The organism is Labrys okinawensis (assembly GCF_002982075.1).
Taxonomy (GTDB): Bacteria; Pseudomonadota; Alphaproteobacteria; order Rhizobiales; family Labraceae; genus Labrys; species Labrys okinawensis_A.
On record NZ_PUEJ01000005.1, the window covers coordinates 237,934 to 258,646 of the forward strand.

At 62.6% G+C, this 20,713-nt stretch carries 17 protein-coding genes and 1 tRNA gene; 11 read left to right on the top strand and 7 right to left on the bottom strand.

What is annotated here, in order from left to right:
* Nucleotides 1–660 precede the first annotated feature (660 nt).
* The 7 genes from C5L14_RS14830 to pip all read left to right on the top strand — a co-directional run bounded on the left by C5L14_RS14830 (nt 661) and on the right by pip (nt 8,456).
* On the top strand, nt 661–1,674 hold the full coding sequence (locus C5L14_RS14830) for an amino acid ABC transporter substrate-binding protein (RefSeq protein WP_105862831.1): 1,014 nt from the start codon (nt 661–663) through the stop codon (nt 1,672–1,674).
* Between the two features lie 116 nt (nt 1,675–1,790).
* Nucleotides 1,791–2,804, top strand: a complete 1,014-nt coding sequence (locus C5L14_RS14835) for an amino acid ABC transporter substrate-binding protein (protein WP_105862832.1) — start codon at nt 1,791–1,793, stop codon at nt 2,802–2,804.
* A gap of 109 nt (nt 2,805–2,913) precedes the next feature.
* On the top strand, nt 2,914–3,927 hold the full coding sequence (locus tag C5L14_RS14840) for an amino acid ABC transporter substrate-binding protein (protein WP_105862833.1): 1,014 nt from the start codon (nt 2,914–2,916) through the stop codon (nt 3,925–3,927).
* Nucleotides 3,928–4,151: 224 nt separating this feature from the next.
* Entirely contained in the window at nt 4,152–5,342 is a 1,191-nt protein-coding gene (locus C5L14_RS14845) for an amino acid ABC transporter permease (protein WP_105862834.1), read from the top strand.
* 4 nt (nt 5,343–5,346) lie between these two features.
* Complete coding sequence (locus C5L14_RS14850) at nt 5,347–6,504, top strand: amino acid ABC transporter permease (protein ID WP_105862835.1); 1,158 nt, start codon at nt 5,347–5,349, stop codon at nt 6,502–6,504.
* 8 nt (nt 6,505–6,512) lie between these two features.
* Nucleotides 6,513–7,283, top strand: coding sequence for an amino acid ABC transporter ATP-binding protein (locus C5L14_RS14855; RefSeq protein ID WP_105862836.1), 771 nt, complete (start codon nt 6,513–6,515; stop codon nt 7,281–7,283).
* A gap of 171 nt (nt 7,284–7,454) precedes the next feature.
* Nucleotides 7,455–8,456 carry a prolyl aminopeptidase gene (gene pip, locus C5L14_RS14860; RefSeq protein ID WP_105862837.1) on the top strand — a complete coding sequence of 334 codons (1,002 nt, stop codon included), beginning with the start codon at nt 7,455–7,457 and terminating at the stop codon, nt 8,454–8,456.
* Between the two features lie 13 nt (nt 8,457–8,469).
* On the opposite strand, the gene galE is transcribed toward pip, so the two are convergent.
* On the bottom strand, nt 8,470–9,447 hold the full coding sequence (gene galE, locus C5L14_RS14865; protein ID WP_105862838.1) for a UDP-glucose 4-epimerase GalE: 978 nt from the start codon (nt 9,445–9,447) through the stop codon (nt 8,470–8,472).
* 236 nt (nt 9,448–9,683) lie between these two features.
* Between galE and C5L14_RS14870 the strand changes: the two genes are divergently transcribed.
* Nucleotides 9,684–10,964, top strand: a complete 1,281-nt coding sequence (locus tag C5L14_RS14870; protein WP_181161184.1) for a DUF3422 domain-containing protein — start codon at nt 9,684–9,686, stop codon at nt 10,962–10,964.
* Between the two features lie 712 nt (nt 10,965–11,676).
* Complete coding sequence (locus tag C5L14_RS14875; RefSeq protein WP_105862840.1) at nt 11,677–11,925, top strand: hypothetical protein; 249 nt, start codon at nt 11,677–11,679, stop codon at nt 11,923–11,925.
* 418 nt (nt 11,926–12,343) lie between these two features.
* Here the strand turns inward: C5L14_RS14875 and C5L14_RS14880 are convergent, their stop codons facing one another.
* Both C5L14_RS14880 and C5L14_RS14885 read right to left on the bottom strand, forming a co-directional pair.
* Entirely contained in the window at nt 12,344–13,348 is a 1,005-nt protein-coding gene (locus C5L14_RS14880) for a cupin-like domain-containing protein (protein ID WP_105862841.1), read from the bottom strand.
* A gap of 641 nt (nt 13,349–13,989) precedes the next feature.
* Nucleotides 13,990–14,065: transfer RNA gene (locus C5L14_RS14885), tRNA-Lys, on the bottom strand.
* Nucleotides 14,066–14,243: 178 nt separating this feature from the next.
* Here C5L14_RS14885 and C5L14_RS14890 point away from each other — a divergent pair.
* Nucleotides 14,244–16,559: a xanthine dehydrogenase family protein molybdopterin-binding subunit gene (locus C5L14_RS14890; protein ID WP_105862842.1), complete on the top strand. Its 2,316-nt coding sequence runs from the start codon at nt 14,244–14,246 to the stop codon at nt 16,557–16,559.
* Nucleotides 16,560–16,691: 132 nt separating this feature from the next.
* Here the strand turns inward: C5L14_RS14890 and C5L14_RS14895 are convergent, their stop codons facing one another.
* Together C5L14_RS14895 and C5L14_RS14900 are read right to left on the bottom strand one after the other, a co-directional pair.
* Complete coding sequence (locus C5L14_RS14895; protein ID WP_105862843.1) at nt 16,692–17,120, bottom strand: VOC family protein; 429 nt, start codon at nt 17,118–17,120, stop codon at nt 16,692–16,694.
* A gap of 68 nt (nt 17,121–17,188) precedes the next feature.
* Nucleotides 17,189–18,001: a helix-turn-helix domain-containing protein gene (locus tag C5L14_RS14900; protein ID WP_245443394.1), complete on the bottom strand. Its 813-nt coding sequence runs from the start codon at nt 17,999–18,001 to the stop codon at nt 17,189–17,191.
* Between the two features lie 223 nt (nt 18,002–18,224).
* Here C5L14_RS14900 and C5L14_RS14905 point away from each other — a divergent pair, with 223 nt between their 5' ends.
* The gene (locus tag C5L14_RS14905; protein WP_105862844.1) at nt 18,225–18,836 is read left to right on the top strand and encodes a helix-turn-helix domain-containing protein; all 612 of its coding nucleotides are present in this window, start codon (nt 18,225–18,227) and stop codon (nt 18,834–18,836) included.
* Here the strand turns inward: C5L14_RS14905 and C5L14_RS14910 are convergent.
* Together C5L14_RS14910 and C5L14_RS14915 are read right to left on the bottom strand one after the other, a co-directional pair.
* Nucleotides 18,826–19,932: an S-adenosylmethionine:tRNA ribosyltransferase-isomerase gene (locus C5L14_RS14910; protein WP_105862845.1), complete on the bottom strand. Its 1,107-nt coding sequence runs from the start codon at nt 19,930–19,932 to the stop codon at nt 18,826–18,828. The genes C5L14_RS14905 and C5L14_RS14910 overlap by 11 nt on opposite strands.
* A complete protein-coding gene (locus tag C5L14_RS14915) occupies nt 19,929–20,648 on the bottom strand; it encodes an SDR family NAD(P)-dependent oxidoreductase (protein ID WP_105862846.1) in 720 nt (239 codons plus the stop codon). The genes C5L14_RS14910 and C5L14_RS14915 overlap by 4 nt, the downstream gene beginning before the upstream one ends.
* Nucleotides 20,649–20,713: the final 65 nt, after the last annotated feature.

Here is a 20,713-nt window from a genome sequence, read left to right on the forward strand (position 1 = left end):
CAGGGCGTCTTCCACAGACCAGTTTTGTGAATATTCCACTCCACTTCACGAATTCCGCTTGACGTGAGCGGCCAAAGCGCTTGCAATCGGCAATAAGGCACGGGTCGCAACTGGCGAGAACAAGCTGGGCGCTTTTGCCGCGGGACAGATCGATACGGGGGACCTTGCAATGACCGCTTCAGCACGCTCGGCCGGCAGGTCGCTCCTCAGCTCCGGCGAGGCATGTCCGGACCGTTGAGCTCGTCAATCTACTTCCTCGACGGAACAGCCCGTTCCTCCCGGCCCTTGAGCCGGGGACGCTCGAAACATCCATTCGCGAACGCAGGAAGAGGTGACGGCAGTCCATAAAAATGACGACGTTCAGCAGTCTGGCGATGGTTTCGGACCTCGCCCTGCCGTCGATAACAAGGATAAGGTTCAAAATGCGTTCCGTCCAAACGCGTTTTGTCCTAAAGCGTTGAGGGATTTGGCGGATAGGCCGAAGATCGCCAAGGCGCGTCGAAACAAAGAACCAGAGCCGGAGCGCAGTCCCGAGTGAACGCACTTTAGCTTTGAGGACGTCAAACATGCCCGGCGGGGCGGCCCGGTTCTCACTCCGCGGCCAGCCACTGAAGGGCATTCTTATTACACTGACAACGAAGTAAACAGGGGCCTCCATCCATGAGAAAGACACTCCTTACCGCGGTAGCTGGTGCGGCGCTGGCGTTGAGTGGGCTCGGCGCACATGCCGATACGCTCGACACCATCAAGCAGCGCGGCCAGGTGATCTGCGGCGTCAATACCGGCCTTCCCGGCTTCGCCGCCCCCAATGAGAAGGGCGAATGGGCCGGTCTCGACGTCGACTATTGCCGGGCGATCGCGGCGGCGGTGCTGGGCGATGCCACCAAGGCCAAATTCGTGCCGGTTTCCACCAAGGACCGCTTCACGGCCCTGCAGTCCGGTGAAATCGACGTGCTCAACCGCAATTCCACCTGGACCCTTGGCCGCGACACCGCCGGCATGCTGTTCGCCGGCGTCAATTTTTACGACGGGCAGGGCTTTCTGGTGAAGAAGTCGCTCGGCGTGAAATCGGCGACGGAGCTTTCGGGAGCCTCGATCTGCGCCCAGCAGGGGTCGACCGGCCAGCTCACCATCTCGGATTTCATGCGCTCCCACAACCTGCCGTACAACATCGTCAGCTTCGACACACCGGAGGAAGCCGCGAGGGCCTATGAAGGCGGGCGCTGCGACGTCAATACGGATGATGCCTCGGGTCTGTACGCGGTGCGTGTCAAGATGGCCAATCCGGACGAGCATGTCGTGCTGCCCGAGATCATCTCGAAAGAGCCGCTCGCTGCGGCCGTGCGCCAGGGCGACGACAAATGGTTCAACGTGGTGAAATGGGTGCATTACGCCATGCTCTCGGCCGAAGAGGCCGGCGTGACGCAGGCCAATGTCGAGGAAATGGTCAAGTCCGACAAGCCGGACATCAAGCGCCTGCTCGGCACCGAGGGTGACTTCGGCAAGCAGCTCGGCCTCGACAATCAGTGGGCCTATCGGATCGTCAAGCAGGTCGGCAATTACGGCGAGAGCTTCGACCGCAATCTCGGTCCCAAGACCGTGCTCAAGATCGATCGCGGCCTCAATAATCTGTGGACCAAGGGCGGCCTGCAATACGCCCCGCCGATCCGCTGACGATCGCAGGACCTGTCCTGGAAGGACTGTTCGGGGGCGGGACCCGATAGAGCCTGTGCCTGTCGCGGCTTTGGTGGTTCCGCCTCAAACCGGTCACTTATGAAGAGGTTTCATTCATGAAAAAGCAACTTTCCATGGCGATGGCCGGGGCTTTTGTTGCCCTGGGTGTTTCGGTTGCGAGTGCTGGAACACTCGATACCGTCAAGCAGCGCGGCCAGTTGATCTGCGGCTCGAATGCCGGCCTTGCCGGTTTCGGCATCCCGAACGAGCAGGGCAAGTGGGCGGGTTTCGACGTCGACTATTGCCGGGCCCTCGCAGCGGCGGTGCTGGGCGATGCCGAGAAAACCAAATATGTGCCGTTGTCGGCCAAGGATCGCTTCACCGCGCTGCAATCGTCCGAAATCGATGTGCTGCCGCGCAACACCACCTGGACCCTGACGCGCGAGACCGGCGGCTTCCTGTTTGCTGCCACGAATTACTATGACGGCCAGGCCTTCATGGTGAAGAAGTCGCTGGGCGTGAATTCCGCCAAGGATCTGGACGGCGCCACCATCTGCGTCCAGCAAGGCACGACGCAGGAACTCAATCTCTCCGACTATTTCCGCACTCTCGGAAAGAAGTACCAGATCCTGACGGTTGCAACCATCGGCGAGGCCCAAAACGCCTATGAAGGCGGCCGTTGCGATGCCTTCACCTCGGACGCCTCGCAGCTCTACGGCGTCCGTCTCGCGCTCAAGGCGCCGGAGGAGCATGTCGTCCTGCCCGAGATCATCTCCAAGGAGCCACTGGCGATTGCCGTCCGCCAGGGCGACGACCAATGGTTCAATATCGCCAAATGGGTCTATTACGCCCTGGTCCAGGCCGAGGAATCCGGGGTCACCCAGGCCAATGTCGACGAGATGCTGAAGTCGGACAAGCCGGACATCAAGCGCCTGCTCGGCACCGAGGGTGATTTCGGCAAGCAACTCGGCCTCGACAATCAGTGGGCCTATCGCGCCATCAAGCAGGTCGGCAATTACGGCGAGATCTTCGACCGCAATCTCGGCTCCCAGTCGAAGCTGAAGATCGAGCGCGGCCTCAACGCCCTGTGGACCAACAAGGGCCTGCAATACGCGCCGCCGATCCGTTGAGATCGATGAAAACCTGCCTCGGAAGGAAGCTTCCGGGGCAGGGACGCAGAGAGGCAAAGGCACCTCGACGAGGCGCCGACCAGCCGGGTGGATCAAAGGGGGACATTGAATGAGGCGACAACTCTGCGCGGCGACCGTTGGCGTCTTCGCCGCTTTGAGTGTTTCCCTGGCAAATGCGGCAACGCTCGACACGGTCAAGCAGCGCGGCCAGTTGATCTGCGGGGCTCATCAGGGCCTGGCCGGTTTCAGCATCCCGAACGAGCAGGGCAAATGGGCGGGCTTCGACGTCGACTATTGCCGGGCCCTCGCGGCGGCCGTGCTGGGCGACGCCGACAAGACCAAATTCGTGCCCCTGTCCGCCAAGGATCGCTTCACCGCGCTGCAATCGTCCGAAATCGATGTGCTGCCGCGCAACACCACCTGGACCCTGACCCGCGAGACCGGCGGGTTTCTGTTTGCCGCCACCAACTACTATGACGGCCAGGGCTTCATGGTGAAGAAGTCGCTAGGCGTGAAATCGACCAAAGAACTCGATGGCGCGACTGTCTGCGTTCAGCAGGGCACCTCGCATGAACTCAATCTGTCCGACTATTTTCGCAGCATCGGCAAGCCCTACCAGATCCTGACGGTTGCGACCATCGGCGAGGCGCAGAATGCCTATGAGTCTGGCCGTTGCGATACCTTCACCACCGATGCCTCCGGGCTCTACGGCGTGCGTTTGGCCCTCAAAAACCCTGACGAACATGTTGTGCTGCCCGAGATCATCTCCAAGGAGCCGCTGGGCATCGCCGTGCGCCAGGGCGACGATCAGTGGTTCAACGTGGTCAAATGGGTCTATTATGCGCTGGTCCAGGCCGAGGAATCCGGCGTGACCCAGGCCAATGTCGACGAGATGCTGAAGTCCGACAAGCCGGACATCAAGCGCCTGCTCGGCACCGAAGGCGATTTCGGCAAGCAACTCGGCCTCGACAATCAGTGGGCCTATCGCGTCATCAAGCAGGTCGGCAATTATGGCGAGGTGTTCGACCGCAATCTCGGATCGAAGTCGCCGCTCAAGATCGAGCGCGGGCTCAATGCCCTATGGACGAACAAGGGCCTGCAATATTCGCCGCCCATCCGTTGAGGATGAACGCCCCCGGCAATCGCATGCGATATTTGCCGGGCGACTTTTCCAAAGCGTCCCGCGATTGGGTGGAGGCAGCCAAATTCGCAAAGACGCTCCAATCCGCTGGATTGGCTTGAAAATGAGGAGTGGGAGCAAAGGGCGCTCGACCGTGAACGCAATTGCTCCAGAGGAATCCATAGAAAAAGGGTGAGGACTATCCGCGTGTTGGGGAGAATGAGACAATGACGTTGGCAGTCGACCGGGGAGACGGCGGCGGGCGTACCTACTGGTTCAACAATCCGAAGTTGCGGGCTGTTGTCTTCCAGGTCGTGCTGCTGGCAATCGTCTTGCTCATCATCTTGACGGGCGCTTGGAACGCCGTCGAAAACCTGGCCAGGCAGGGCCGTTCGCTTGGCTTTGACTTCCTGGGGCGTACGGCGAGCTTCGATATCGGCCAGACGCCGATCGAATATACGTCGCTGTCCACCAATGGCCGCGCCTTGCTGGTCGGCATCACCAACACCCTGATCGTGGCCGCCCTCGGCATCGTACTGGCGACGATCCTGGGCTTCATCATCGGCGTGGCCCGGCTTTCCAACAACTGGATCGTCGCCAAGATCGCTACGGTCTATATCGAAGTCGTCCGCAACATCCCGCTGCTGCTGCAACTGCTGTTCTGGTACGGCGCCGTGCTCAAGCCCCTGCCGGGCGTGCGGCAGTCGATCACCTTTGGCGAAAGCATCTTTCTCAACAATCGCGGCATCTTCTTTCCGGCCGCTCAACCTCAGGCGGGCGCGGGCCTGGTCGGCGGCGCTTTGCTGGTCGGCATTCTCGGCGCCATCGGCTTCGCCATCTGGGGCAAGCGCCGTCAGATGGAAACAGGCAAGCGGCCGCCGGTGCTGCTGGTCAATCTGGCACTGATCATCGGCCTGCCGCTGCTGGCCTTCTTCGGCACGGGCATGCCTTTCACCATCGACTACCCCAAGGTGGGGGGCTTCAACGTCACCGGCGGCTTCCGCCTGCAGCCGGAATTCGTCGCTTTGCTGCTGGGCCTGACCATCTATACCGCGGCCTTCATCGCGGAGACCGTGCGCTCGGGTATCCGCGGCGTGCCGCATGGCCAGACGGAGGCCTCCGGGGCGCTCGGCCTGCGGTCGGGGCAGAATCTGCGCCTGGTGGTGATTCCGCAGGCGATGCGCATCATCGTGCCGCCGCTCGCCAGCCAGTACCTCAATCTCACCAAGAACTCGTCGCTGGCGGTGGCCATCGGCTATCCCGACCTGGTGCAGGTCTTTTCAGGCACGGTGCTCAACAACACCAACCAGGCGATCGAATGCATCGGCATCACCATGGCCGTCTATCTGATCATCAGCCTGTCGATTGCCGGCTTCATGAATTGGTTCAACAAGCGCGTTGCGCTGGTGGAGAGATAGGGCCATGAGCGACGCAACTTCCGCCGCCGGCAGCCCGGCCTTCGTCTCGACCACGACCTTCGAGCCGCAACCGCCGCCGGCTGCGACCACCGGCGTGCTCGGCTGGCTGAAAAAGAACCTGTTCTCGTCCGTCACCAATTCCATCCTCACCGTCCTGGCGGTGCTGCTGGTGCTGTGGGTGCTGCCGGGCGTTCTGCGCTTCATGATCTTCGATGCCGTCTGGACGGGCACCGACCGCAATGCCTGCCTGGAGGCCAATGTCGGACGGCATGTCGGCGCCTGCTGGCCGTTCGTCGAGACGCGCCTGCAATATTTCATCTATGGCCAATATCCGGTCGATGAGCGCTGGCGCGTCAATCTCACCGGCCTGCTTGCCGCCATCGGCATCGTCTGGCTGCTATGGCCGAAGATCGGGGCCAAGGGCTGGGGCATCCTGTATTTCTTCGTGGCTTTCCCGCTGCTGGCCTTCTGGCTGCTGGTGGGCGGCTTCTTTGGGCTGGTGCATGTCCCCACCAATCTGTGGGGCGGCATTCTCGTAACGCTGGTGATCGCCGTGGTCGGCATCGTGGCGTCCCTGCCGCTCGGCGTGCTGCTGGCACTCGGGCGGCGCTCACGCATGCCGATCGCCCGCACCATCTCGGTGATGTACATCGAGTTCTGGCGCGGCGTGCCGCTGATCACCGTGCTGTTCATGGCCAACGTCATGCTGCCGCTGTTCCTGCCCGAAGGCTGGCGCCCGGATTCGTTGCTGCGCGTGCTCGTCGGCGTGGCGCTGTTCTGGTCTGCCTATATGGCGGAAGTGGTGCGTGGCGGCCTGCAGGCCATCCCCAAGGGCCAATATGAAGGGGCCCAGGCTCTGGGCCTGAACTATTCCTACATGCTGATCTTCATCATCCTGCCGCAGGCGCTTCGCCTGGTGATCCCCAGCATCGTCAACACCTTCATCGCCCTGTTCAAGGACACCACCCTGGTGGCCATCGTGGGCATCTTCGACTTCCTGAAGACGATCGAGGCGTCCATTCCCGATCCGAACTGGGCGACACCCGTGACGTACTATACGGGCTATGCATTCGCCGCTATCTTCTTCTGGATCTGCTGTTTCTCGATGTCGCGCTACTCGCAGAGCTTGGAGCGTCGTCTCGATACCGGTTACAAACGTTGAGGGAAACAATGGCGAACGCCGCAAACAATACCAACGAGAAGCTGAACCCGATCGCCGTGCAGATCACGGACATGAACAAGTGGTATGGGGAGTTCAACGTTCTCAAGAACATCAACCTCACCGTGAAGCGGGGCGAGCGCATCGTGATCTGCGGGCCGTCGGGCTCGGGCAAATCGACCATGATCCGTTGCATCAACCGGCTGGAGGAGCATCAGAAGGGCTCGATCGTCGTCGACGGCATCGAGCTCACCAACGACCTCAAGCGCATTGACGAGGTGCGGCGCGAGGTCGGCATGGTGTTCCAGCACTTCAACCTGTTCCCGCATCTGACCGTGCTGGAGAACTGCACGCTCGCCCCGATCTGGGTGCGCAAGATGTCGAAGGCCGATGCCACCGAAAAGGCGATGCACTTCCTCAAGCGTGTCAAGATTCCGGAGCAGGCCAACAAATATCCGGGCCAGCTCTCGGGAGGGCAGCAGCAGCGCGTGGCGATCGCCCGGGCCCTGTGCATGAATCCGAAGATCATGCTGTTCGACGAACCGACCTCAGCCCTCGATCCGGAAATGGTGAAGGAGGTGCTCGACACCATGGTGGGCCTTGCCAATGACGGCATGACCATGCTGTGCGTCACCCATGAAATGGGCTTTGCCCGCCAGGTCGCAGACCGGGTGATCTTCATGGATGCCGGTCAGATCGTGGAGATGAACGAGCCCAACACCTTCTTCTCCAATCCCCAGCACGAGCGCACCAAGCTCTTCCTCAGCCAGATTTTGCACTGAGGAGCACATGCGGCCGGCCCTGCCGTCGGCCGCGGCGACTTTCGCTGGCTGGCTTCCGCTGGGGGCCAGCCATTTGCATTGTCGGAGCTTCCTTCGAAACATGGGCAAGGCAGGTCTTCGATCCCAGCCTTGCTCCCTTGGCAACACAGTTCAGCACGCAGGAATTTCATCATGGCGTTTGATCGCTCGAGCGAGCCCGACGGCACGCCGAGGCGCGGGCTTTATCCCGAAATCGAGGCTTATCGCTCAGGCACGCTCGAGGTCGGCGATGGTCATTCCATCTATTGGGAACTGGCGGGCAATCCCGAGGGTCTGCCGGTAGCCTTCCTGCATGGCGGTCCGGGGGCTGGCTGTTCGGCCAAGCATCGGCGCCTGTTCGATCCGCGCCATTGGAACGTCCTGCTGTTCGATCAGCGCGGATGCGGCCGTTCCCGTCCGCACGCCAATCTCGACGCCAATACCACCTGGCATCTCGTGGCGGACATGGAGCGCCTGCGCAAGGAGGTGCTGAAGGTCGAGCGCTGGAGCCTGTTCGGTGGCTCCTGGGGGTCGACCCTGGCGCTCGCTTATGCCCAGACCCATCCCGAGACGGTGCAGGCGCTCATGCTGCGCGGCATTTTCACCCTGCGCCGCATGGAACTCGACTGGTATTATCGGGAAGGGGCCTCCTATTTCTTCCCGGACAAATGGGAAGCCTTCCGCAAGGATTTGCCGCAGGATGCCTGGGCCGACCCGATCCTGACCTATCACCGGCGCCTGACGGGAGACGATGCGGCCGTTCGCCTGGCGGCGGCCCGAGCCTGGAGCGTGTGGGAGGGCGAAACGTCGACCCTGATGCCGGAGGGACCCGCGACCGGACATGCCCAGGAACAGTTCGCCCTGGCCTTCGCCCGCATCGAGAACCACTATTTCGTGCATGGCGGCTGGATGGAGGAAGGGCAGTTACTGCGCGACGCCGGCAAGCTCGCCGATATTCCCGGCACCATCGTGCAGGGGCGCTATGACGTGGTCTGCCCGCCGGTCACGGCATGGGAACTGGCCAAGCGCTGGCCCAAGGCGGAACTGCAGATCGTGGAGGATTCCGGCCATTCCTTCTCCGAGCCGGGCACGCTGCATCGCCTGATCGAGGCCACCGACAAATATGCCCGCCTGCTGGGAGCGGCCGCGGCCTGAAGTTCCTCTCTTCTCAGCCTGGCGACTTCTCGATCCAGGCTGCAGCGCTGGCAACGATGCTGCGGAGGTCGCTTTTGCCTGGGGTCCAGCCCAGCACATCGGCTGCCCTGTCGATATTGGCGTAGAGGGCGGCCGCATCGCCGCTGCGGCGGGGATGAGGCTCGACCGGCACAGGCCGCCCGGTAACGGCCTCGACCACCTCGAGCAGTTCCAGCACGGTGGTGCTGCGACCGCTGCCGAGGTTGAGCGTGAGGCTGCCGCGCCCAGCCAGCAAGTGGCCGAGAGCGCGCAGATGGGCATCGGCGATGTCGGCGACATGGACATAGTCGCGCATGGCGGTGCCGTCGGCGGTGGCATAGTCGGTGCCGAACAGCTTGAAGACCGGGCCGAGGCCGAGGGCTGCTCGGATCGCCTTGGGTATGGCGAGGCTCGTCGTCGCGTGGCGCTCGCCGATCTCGCCATCGGGGTCGGCGCCGGCCGCATTGAAATAGCGCAGCACCACGCTCGGCAGGCCATAGGCCGTGTCGTAGTGCCGGAGCACCTGCTCGCCGATGAGCTTGGTGGTGCCATAGGGGCTGACGGGCGCCGTCGGGGACGCTTCGGTAACCGGAAGGGCCGGGGCGTCGCCATAGACGGCGCAGGTCGAGGAGAAGACGATCGGGCAATTGCCGTTATGCCGCGCCGCCTCGATTACGGCGAGTGTGCCGGAGACATTGGCAGCATAGCAAGGCGAGGGATCGGTGACCGATGAACCCACCTCGGCGTAGGCAGCCAGATGCATGATCGCGTCGGGGCGGTGGCGGGCGAAGACGCTGGCAAGCCAGTCGGCATCGGCAATGTCGCCCTGTTCGAAAGGCCCCCAGCGGACGTGGTCTTCTCTGCCGCGGGAGAGATCGTCGCACGCCACGGGCCTGTGTCCGGATGAGGCCAGGGCCTTGCAGACATGGCTGCCGATATAACCGGCTCCTCCGGTCACCAAGACGATACTCATGAAGGCTCTCATCCTCCCGACGGGTGGTTGCGACAGGCCGGTGTTAAGGATCCTCGCGCCCAAAGAGAAGCAAAGAATAGGCGTGCCGCGTCAAATGGAGGCGGGCGCCGGCGGCTGTTCTGCCTTTCGTCCTGCAACGTTGACGTGTATTTCCTGCACTGTGGGCGGGTTATCCGGCAGGTCCTGGCCTGGAAATTGCTTTGAAAATTCGTCGCAATGGAATGGGGGAAATCACGATGACGGCGACCGGCGCCTCGGAGGCGAGCGAATCCCTGTTTGCCGATCATCCGAAGCGAGCGGCCATTTATGCCGAATTGCATGCCAGGCCGACCGAGCCGATCACGACCTCGGCCCGTATCCGCCGGGTCGCCTTCATGCCGGCAGACGAGGGGCCTTCACTGGAGGAGGTGGCGCGGCGCTTCGCTCTTTTCGCCGGCCAGTCCGCTTTGCCCTTCGATGACGCACGAACGCGCCAAATCACGGTGGAAAGGAGTGGTCGCAAGGCCACTTTCGAGCTCCACAATGAATTTGCCACGCTGACCTGGCAGTCCGTCCTCACCGATCGCGAGATCTGGCCAGACGATATCGGCCTGGAATGCTTCGCCGGGCTGCAGCGCGTCAGCGCCACGCGTATCGACCTGACCGAGACCTCCACCATCATGGAAGCGGCGCTGGTCGGCTTCAGCCCGATCAGCCTGTGCTATTCCGAGCTCTATGACGGCATGGCTCAGGTCGCCACCGATTTCAATCGTGATCTGGACGGTTTCACCCGCTACGAACTTGCAGCCGGACGATGCAATGGCGTACGCCGCGGCGTGCTGGTGCGCAGGCTCCTGGAGATCGAGACCTACAGTAATTTCGTCCTGCTCGGCTTGCCGGTAGCCCGGGCCCTCGGCTCGACGATCCGTCAGTTCGAGGGAGCGGTGAGCCAGGTGATGGGCCGCGTCGGCCATGCCCATTCCACCGGGGAGAACCGGGAGGCGCTGGAGAGCATCCATGCGCTGTCCGCCGAAGTCGGCCGCAGCATCGAGGAAACCAGCTTTCGCTTCGCGGCGAGCCAAGCCTATGCGGCGGTGCTCGGCACGCGCCTGCGGCAGCTTGCCGAGCGGCCGATCGGCGAGTTCACCACCATCGAACGCTACCTGACCAATCGGACCGGCCCGGCGGTGGCCACCTGCCTGGCGACGGAGAAACGCCTGCAGGCAGTGGCGATGAAGCTGGAGCGTTCGGCTGAACTGTTGAACGCCCATATCAGCCTCAGCCTGGAAATGCAGAACCAGACCATTCTCGACACCATCTCGCGCACGTCGGAAAGCCAGTATCGCCTGCAGGAGACGGTGGAGGGGCTCTCCATCATCGCAATCTCCTATTATACCCTCGCCATTCTCGGCTACATGATCGAGGGCTTCAGCCATATCTGGCATGTCGACAAGGCCATCGCCATGCTGTGTGCGGCGCCGGTGGTGCTGTTCCTGGTCTGGCGCGGCATCAAGAGCCTGCGCAAGCGAGCTGCCTGACGCGAGGGGATGCATAGGTCACCGAAAGGCGCCTCGCAGAATGCTGCGTCGGCCGGCCGATAATCGGGGATCGCCGGGCGTTTTCTAGGCGGGATGTCGACCGCCCCTCAACTCTTGGGGACGCATTGGCCGGCGTGATTGGGACGCTGCGAGGGCGGGCATACGTCGATGTTTCTGCGATGGTCCGAAGATTGGCCGATAGACGCGCTCGATGCCATGCGCCGCGGATCGAACGCATCACGGGTGGCGTCGTTGATGGTACGGTTGGGCACGCATCTGCGCCATTGATTGAAGTGGAAACCTGGGGAGCAGGCCGAGGCCGTTGCTGCGGGAGCATCTGCCATGGCGGCCTCCTGTGCGACAAGCCGGGCAGGCGTGAGGGTTACCAGGCACAGCAATGCGGCTGGCAACAGGATAGTGGCTCTTGCGATCATGAAATGGGCTCGGACGGAAGGACATGTGTCGAGATGCACTGCGTGGACCGTCGAAATGATCCATGCGCGGCTTAGCCCTTGCGGCGGCCCATGGTTGTGCTTTTTCGCACAGGACGGGCAATGCCTGCCTGGCTTGTCCGGAGCCGATGAGGGCTGATTGGGCTCGGGAGAAGATCGAATGCAGGCCGCGTGAGCGGCGGGTGAATGCCGGACCTGCGCGGCCGACATAGCTGCGTCGTCGACATCGGGCTATGTTACCTAAGGGCATAGGAGATCCGATGTTCAAGCTGTTTTACGACATGTCGATGCTTGCTTTTGAATCGCAGCAAGCCATCTGGCTACGTACGCTTCGGCTGGCACAGGGCGGAAGCCGTGCCGAGCACGAGGCCAAGCTGATGATCAGCGAGAAAGTTGCTGCGGCGCAGAACGCCGCCGGCAAGCTGATGATGGGCACGACGCCCGGTGCGGTCGTTCGAGACTATCGGCGCAAGGTTCGTTCCAATGTGAAGCGTCTGTCCAAGCCGTGACAGCCGACGGCAGGAGCGATGCGGGCGAGCCTTATCACGCTCCCGTCACACCATTTGGTCTAATCATCGCATGTTGTCGGCCGTTCCCAATACCGGCCCGATACGTCGCATCCGATCTTGGCCCGGCACGTAGCGTATCGCCGGGCTTTTTCTTTGGCAGCGATGCCGGAGATCGCGATGACAACGCCTCACCATTGCCGCGTCACGTATGTATCACGTGATATGAAATTTATCACCTTCGTTCCGCGATTCAGCGGGACAGCAACCTCCTTGACCCGGCGTTCCGACAGCGCCGGGTTTTTCTTTTTTAGCGCCTCATCGGTCGTTCGAGCGGCGCCCAACTGTGCAGGCAGCAGCGGCACGAGATAGCCATCTGCGCTCGTGCCACAGGCAGGCTTGGCCGAAGCACGGCGACTTTTCAGGTGGCGACTCGGCGGCCGGAAACCTTCTTCAGGAATTGCATCGGAGATTTCAGACGGTTCATCGGGGAATAGACGATATCCTGGAAGGTCTTGGGATCGGCCATTTCAAGAGCGGAAACCAATCTGGCCTTGAGTGCGTCGCGTCCCGGCGAAAGGCCGGGCGGTCTCGGTTTCAGCCGGAGTTGGCGCAGCATGAAGTTGGCTTGATAGATCCTGGCCCGCCGTTCCAACGGGCGCATGCAGAAGGAAATGCTCAGGCTGACGGAGATGTTGTCGCCGTTTTTGACCCAGTGGGGCGCTACAGGCGGATGATGGACGGCCTCGCCGGGCGTCAGTCTGTAGATCTGGCCGTGGCCCTGCAATTCGGGCTTGTAGCGGGGGGTGTTGTAGCTGCTGGCATAGAAGCGTTCGAGCTCGATTTCCGGCAGAACTTCACGATCCCCGGGGTCGAACAGGCAGACTTCCTTCTCGCCCTTGATCTGGAACAGGAAGTTGGATTCGTGATCGATATGGAAGGGCGTGGAAATCCCCGGCGAGGTCAGAATCACGGTCAGGGTTGCCCAGGTCACTTCCTGGCGGAACGGCCGATCGGCGTGGGTCCCGATTTCGTCAATGAGCATGGCGAGAACCCGGGCGTAATCGCGATTGTAATCCTGCGTCCGCGAAAGCCTGATCCAGGAGCCGCTCTCGCCGAGCCGATCGATCACCTCCGTCAGTCGGTCATGCTGCGCGGCCTCGGTGAATTTGCTGCTGATCGATTCCCTTCTCAAATCGAGAGCGAGAAAGTCGGCAGCATTGCCGCTTCCGATGATGCTGCGAGCAGTTTTGACGATCTCCGGGATCTCGAATAAGCCGCTCCGGCAAAGTGTATGATGAAGCTTGAAAGGTCGCACATTGTAATTTTCTTTGAATATTCGCTGATCTGTTTCAAGTATGTGTTCGATTTTATCGAAATTTGAATACGAACCTCTCTCTATTTCGTTTTCGAAGGCGATGTTCATGATCAGTAACTCGCTCTCTTTCTGGAATGCCCCCAGTCCAGTGTCACTGAGGATATCACTAGAGAGGATTTTTATAAGGAGTAGAGGAGTTGTAAATATTAACTCTTTAGGAGAGGGATCGTCACTGCTGTTTCATTTTCTGAGAAAATTTTCTTCGGAGACTGAATCGTCGAGACCGAAATTTCTCTAGAATAAAGAGTATTCGACAGTTGAAATTTGCCGGGAGGCGGTATGTGGTTGTTCCCGGTCGGCCCAATATTCATCATGCATTGACCAGCTGGAGCCCAGGATTGCCCCAGAGCAAAGCACGTCAAATGTGAGCGCCCGCTCTCTCCAGCTCTTTGGTTCGACGCGTCTTTGCGATTCGTGGTGATTGCGTCAAATCGCTGAACGCTGCGGGCCTCGGCCACAGCGACCCTGGACGACCTTGGCTCAATGCCGTCATCGTCGGCCGGCATGCTCTTCTACCTTCCGCGGCTTGTCGAACTTCTCGCCGGAGGAAGGGGCAGCGAGCGAATCTCTGCTCGTCCCGCATGGCGGTGAGGGGAGTCGCATGCTCGGGCGAGGGCACTTCCACTCCAAACGAAAGAAGGCGCCTCGAAGGGCGCCTTGCTTTTCGTCAGCGATATCAGAAGTTTCGATGGTGGGCGCACTAGGGCTCGAACCTAGGACCCGCTGATTAAGAGTCAGCTGCTCTACCAACTGAGCTATGCGCCCATCGAAACCACCGAAGCGCGACGCGGTGCCGCGTTCGATGGCGGCGATGTAGCAAAGCTCTTTGTGTGTGTCCAGCGTGTGACGGAAAAATTCTTCGGCTTTTTTGAAATTGCGCGCCGGCGTGCTATTCGAAGGCTCTATTCAAAAGCACCATTCATTAAATCGCCGGAGGTTCCTCATGCCGCCCACCAAATTTGGCGTTGGCCAAGCTGTGCGTCGCAAGGAGGACCAGTCCTTCATCACCGGTACGGGCCGTTATGTCGATGACGAGCAGCGTTCCGGCGCGCTGAGGGCTTATGTTCTGCGCTCTCCCTATGCCCATGCCCGTTTCAGCATCGGCGATCTTTCCGACGCCGCGGCGATGCCGGGCGTAAGGCTGATTCTGACGGCGGCCGATCTCGACGGGCTCGGCGATCTGCCCTGCCTGGCCTTGATGAAGAATGCCGACGGCTCGCCGCAGCGTCCGCAGCCCTATCCGCTGCTGGCGCGAAACGTGGTACGTCATGTCGGCGATGCGGTGGCGTTCGTGGTCGCCGATTCGCTCACCGAGGCCCGCGATGCCGCCGAGGCGATTCCGGTCGATTACGAATCGCTGGACGCCATCGTCGGCTCGGTTGCTGCCCTCGAGCCCGACGCGCCGCTGGTCTGGCCGGAGCATGGTTCGAACCTCGCCTTCGACGCTCAGATCGGCAACGCCAAGAAAGTGGCCAAGGCCTTCGACAAGGCAGCCCGCGTGGTATCCCTGGACGTCGTCAACAATCGTCTCGTCGCCAACTACATGGAAACCCGCGGTTGCCTCGCCGAATGGGACGGTACGCGCTTCACCCTCACGGTGGGCAGCCAGGGTGTGCATTCCATCCGCGATACGCTCGCCAACCATGTCTTCAAGGTGAAGCCCGACAGGGTGCATGTTAAGACCGGCGATGTCGGCGGCGGTTTCGGCACAAAGGCCTTCATGTATCGCGAATATCCGCTCTCGCTGGAGGCGGCGCGCCGCCTCGGCAAGCCGGTGAAGTGGTTTGCCGACCGCGCGGAGCATTTCCTCGCCGACACCCAGGGCCGCGACAATATCAGCCGTATCGAGGCGGCGCTGGACCGGCGGTCGCGCATCCTGGCGGTCAAGATCGATATCATCGGCGATCTCGGCGCCTATCTTTCGCAGTTCGGACCTTTCATTCCCTGGCTCGGCGCCCTGATGGCGACCGGTGCCTATGCGATCGACGCCATGGACGTCAGGGTGCGCGGCGTCTTCACCAACACGCTGCCCGTCGATGCCTATCGCGGCGCTGGCCGGCCGGAGGCCGCCTATCTCATCGAGCGGCTGATGGACGCCATTGCCTTCGAGACCGGGCTTTCCGTCGACGAGGTGCGCGCGCGCAACTTCGTCAAGCCGGAACAGATGCCGTTCAAGGCGCCGACCGGCCGCACCTATGATTCGGGCGAGTTCGAGGGCCATATGCGCAAGGCCATGGAGGTCGCCGGCTGGGGCGATTTCAAGGGCCGCTGGCAGGCCTCGAAGAAGGCGGGCAAGTTCCGCGGCATCGGCATGTCCACCTATATCGAGGCCTGTGCCGACGGGCCCAAGGAAGCCGCCAGCGTCACGCTCGAAAGGGACGGTACCGCCACCGTGCTGATCGGAACGCAGACCAACGGGCAGGGGCACCTGACGGCCTACGCCCAGTTCGTTTCGCAATATCTCGATCTGCCGCTGGAACGCATCAACGTGATCCAGGGTGATTCCGACCGGATCAAAACCGGCGGCGGCACCGGCGGCTCGCGCTCGATCCCGGTGGGCGGCGCGTCCGTGGCCCGGGCCAGCCAGACCCTGGCGGAGAAACTGAAGACGCTCGCCTCCGACGAACTCGAGGCCGGCATCGCCGATCTCGAAATCGTCGACGGCCGCGTGCGGGTGGTCGGCACCGACAAGGCCATCGAGTTCGCCGCGCTCGCCCGTCTGCCCAAGGCTACGCCCGATCTGCTCAGCGCCGAGACCGACTATCAGCCCGGCGAGGCGACCTATCCGAACGGCACGCATATCTGCGAGGTGGAGATCGATCCGCAGACCGGTGTCACCGATATTCTCGGCTACACCATCGTCGACGATTTCGGCATGGTGGTGAACCCGCTGCTGCTGGAAGGCCAGGTGCATGGCGGCGTGGTGCAGGGCATCGGCCAGGCCTTGCTGGAGCGCACGGTCTATTCGGAAGACGGCCAGTTGCTCACGGCATCGCTCACCGACTATGCCCTGCCGCGAGCCGACGATCTGCCCTTCATCCATTTCGAGACGCGCAACATTCCCTGCAAGAACAACCCGCTCGGCATCAAGGGAGCCGGTGAGGCCGGCACCATCGGCGCCGCGCCGGCGGTGATGAATGCGGTGATCGATGCCCTCAGGCGCGGCGTCGGGGTCACCAAGCTCGACATGCCGGCGACCCCTGAAGTGGTGTGGCGCACGATCCAGGAGGCACAGAACCGCAAGCTGGCGGCCGAATAGGCCGTGCGCGGCTGCAGTGTCGGACCCGACTTCAACAGGGGAGCCGACGCTGCAAGCCACGATTGTCGCAGCGTTTTGCTGAAAACCCCTATCTGTTCTTCGGCGCCCTTCGTGACTGCCATCCCCTGCTTTTCAGGGGGAGGCTGGCTCGGACGCCTTGGGCCAATAGGTGCCGAAAGCCCAGATATTGCCTTCCGGATCGCGGCAGATGAATTCCCGGCTGCCATAGTGGCGGTCGACAGGTTCTTCCTCGATCTTTGCCCCGGCGGCCTTGGCGCGCTCATAGGCGGTGTCGGCATCGTCGACGGCGACATAGATCGACTTGCCGCCACCCGATCCCGGCGAACCGACGATCTTGCAGAAATTATCGTCGCGTGCCGTGCCGAGCATGATCATCGAGGAGCCGAGGGCAAGCTGGGCGTGATCGACGACATCGCCAGTGCCGTAGCAGGCGTGCAAGGTGAAGCCGAAGGCTTCCTGCAGCCAGTCGATCATGGCCCGCGCGTCGGCATAGCGCAGGGCGGGGTAGAGGCGGGGAGCTTCGGTCGTCGATAGCGGCATGGGGCATGTCTCCGTTGTGAACCGGAGCGGACTGTGGCCGCATGGCGACGGGCCGTCTTGAAGAAATGTTACGCATCCATGCGCCAGGCCGTCGGCGGACAGCCCGCCAGCAAGGAGAACTCGCGGGTGAGGTGGGCCTGATCGGCATAGCCGCAGGCAGCCGCGATATCGGCCCATCCGGCCGCCGTGCCCCTGGCGGCAAGGGCCTGCGCGGCATTGAAGCGGATGATGCGGGAGACGGATTTTGGAGCCAGCCCGATCTCCTCACGGAAGCTTGCGACCAGGCGCCGACGGCTCCAGTCGAGCTTTTCCGCCAGGGTGCCGATACGGACGTCTCCGCCCTTGCGCATGAGCTGGCAGAACGCCCAGTGGATGGCGGGATTGGCTGGCGAGGCGCGGCCGAGGCGCATCCCGACGAAATGCTCGGCGAGATCGAGGCGCGCTTCCCAGGAATTGAGGTCGGCAAGCCGCCGGGCGAACTGGCTGATGCCGCGGTCGGCGAGGTCATCCACCGTGACCATGCGGTCGGCCAACTCGCTCATCGGCAGCCCGAAGAACAGACGGCCGCCCAGCGGGGTGAAGTTGATCTGGATACATGCGGCCGCACCATCCGAATCCATGATGATGGGGCCTGCGAACAGGCCGGCGGCAAAGCTGCCATAGCTGTCCGCGAGAGTTGGGGCTTTGCCGAGACCGATGCGGAACGGGCTGCCGAAATTGACGATCAGCGGCACGGCCAGCGAAGCAGCCTCGGTGAGCCCCCGCATGGCAGCGCCGTTCTCCCGATAGCCGTAGATCCCGCTGACCAGCGTGGTCAGGTGCGGGGTCGGAGGTCGGTGCCAAAAGGCAGGTTCGCCCCGGCTGTCATGTCCATGCCCCATCGCGAATCCCAGTCAGGTCCCATATCTTTGTCGTGATCCCGGCAGGCTAGGACCTCAAACATAAGCCAGTCGGGCCTGCAGCGGGAGTCTCCATACCCCTATGACAGGATGGACATGGGCTGATCCTGCCTCTGCTTCATCAAAGAGCTTTTCTCCCAAGCGGCTTGGCCCTATTGTCCGCCAGAACAAACAATCGTTCGTCATAACAAACGAAAGGCTGGCAATGAGTGGGTCGGACAAGCGGGGTGAACTCGATGCGGGCGCCGTTGCGCTATCGGGGCAGCTCGGCAAGACGGTCCAGCGTCTGCGCAAGGCCTATAATCTCTCGCTGTCGGAGCTGGCCGAGCAGTCGGGCGTGGCCAAGTCGATCATCAGCCAGATCGAGCGCAACGAAACCAACCCCACTCTGGCGACGATCTGGCGCCTGTCTCAGGCCCTCGACGTTTCGATCGAGCGAGTGCTGGGTTCGAGCGAGGACGAGCCCTTCATCGAAAAGACCACGCGGGTCGATACGCCCGTGATCATTTCCGACGACGGCAAGTGCCGCCTGGCGGTGGTCGGCTGGCTGAAGACGGTGGAATGGCTGCAATGGTATGATTTTCGAGCCGAGCCAGGCGGGGTGCTTGAAAGCGATGCCCATCAGCGCGGCTCTGTCGAATGCCTGTCGATCCTCGCCGGCGTGGTCGAAGTCGACGTGGCCGGCGTGCGCGAACGGGCAGAGCCCGGCGAGACGCTGCGCTATCGCTGCGACCGGCAGCATGCCATCCGCGTGGTCGGCGACGAGCCCGTCCACGCCACCATGGTCTGCTTCATGAAAGCGGCTCTCATGGAGTAGGGGCCGCGCCCGCCCACAGAGAGCTTGGCGTGATACGGGCTTGCCGATCGGTGCCCTGTTCTTTCGGCTTGGCCGTCCGGCGCTCGATCAGCACGGAATCGCCGAATTCGTGGGCGCGATAGTTCCAGGCTTCCAGCATCAGGCAGACGCGGTCGAGCGTTAGGTCGTCAGCAAAGGCGCGCAGCAGTTCGAAATGGCTTTCGCCCGGCTGATGGACGCCGCTGAGAATGGCATCGACAAGACAAAGCCTCGTTGCCGGGCCGATCCTACCCTGCGCCACGCCGTCGCCGGCCCGGAGGCCACCGGCTGCCGAGGCGGCATGTTCGAGGGCTCGCACGACGCTGGTCCCGATGGCGATCACCCGTCCACCGGCCGCCTTCGTGCGGGCGATCGCGGCTGCCGTCGCTGCCGGGATGCGATAGGGCTCGTCGAAGGGGAGGCTCAGATCCATCATCGCATCGCCCGTCGAGGAAATGCCGGCGGCGTGCGTCAGGCTGGCAAACCCAACGCCGCGCCGTCGCCAGGCGGCGATCATGCGCCAATCGAGCGCGAAACCGGCCGAAGGCGCCTCGAAGGCCAATGGCTCGGCCGCAATCACCGTCCACATGTCCCAAAGCGCCAGGGGGGCTGGTACATGGGCATATTGGATGGGTCGCCCGTGGCGTGCCAGGCCGGCGAGGATTTGATCCGTCGGACCGGAAAAGCGCAGCGAGACCAGGCGTGGATAGCCGTGCAGGCGCTCGATCTCGGCTGTCAGCGGGCCAAGCTCGAGCTTGTCGCCGGCGAGGAGTTGCGGTGGCGCAGGACGATCTTCCGTGCGCAGGCGGTGGTCGCCCGCCCCGAAGACGACCGCCACGAAACGGCTGGGATCGCCGGCAGAGACCCAGGCGGCAAGCCGAACCTCGATCGGCCTGTCGCTGCCGGCATGGAGGCCGGCAAGGCTGGCGGGCAGGGTGGCCGCATCGTTAGCGACGAGGAGGTCGCCGGGGCTGAACAGCAGGGACAGGGCACTGCGCGGCAAATGGCGGATCTTGCCGGTGCTGGAGACGGCGAGCAGCCGCGCGGCACCCGGCTCGGGATTGTCGGCGGCAATCATGGCCGAATCCCTGCGGTCAGGGCGAGGCGCGGTTGATCAAGGCCCAGGCTGCGGAGGATGTCGGCTGCCGCTTCCTCCGGGCGCTTGAGCGCGGATCGGTCGGCCTCCGGCACGGCTTGAGCGTGCAGGGGGGTGTCCATGTCGCCGGGATCGATGGCAAGGAAGCGCACGCCTTCTTCGCGTGCTTCCTCGGCCCAGATGGCGGTGAGATGCTGAAGCGCGGCCTTGCTGGCGCCATAGGCGCCCCAGCCTGCATAGGCGTTGACGGCCGCGTCGCTGGTGATGTTGACCACGGCCGCGTCACGCCCCTGCCGCGCCGAGGCCGCGAGGGCGCCGAACAAGGCCTTGGTCAGGCGGAAAGGACCGACCAGATTGGTGGCGAGAGCTTCTTCCAGCTCTTCGCATTGCGTATCGGCCAGCAAGGCGAGGGGAACCGAGCCGAGGCTGGAGGCATTGTTGACGAGGAGGTCGAGGCCGCCGAGATTGCCGGTGACCTGCAGGGCGATGGCATGGATATCGGTCTTGCATCCGACATTCCCGACGATGCCGAGCGCACCGGTTTCCACGCCCACGCGCTCGACGGCTTCCCTGGTGCGAGCAACGAAGGCGACCTGTGCCCCTCGCTCTGTCAGCGCCCGCACGAGGGCTAGCCCAAGCCCGGAGGTGCCGCCGGTAACGGCTGCCCGCAAGCCCTTGAGATCGCTATGAACGCTCATTGATCAACACTCCCTGAATCACTCAGGGAGTGTTGATAGAAGTTCAAGTGAACTTTAAGTCAAGC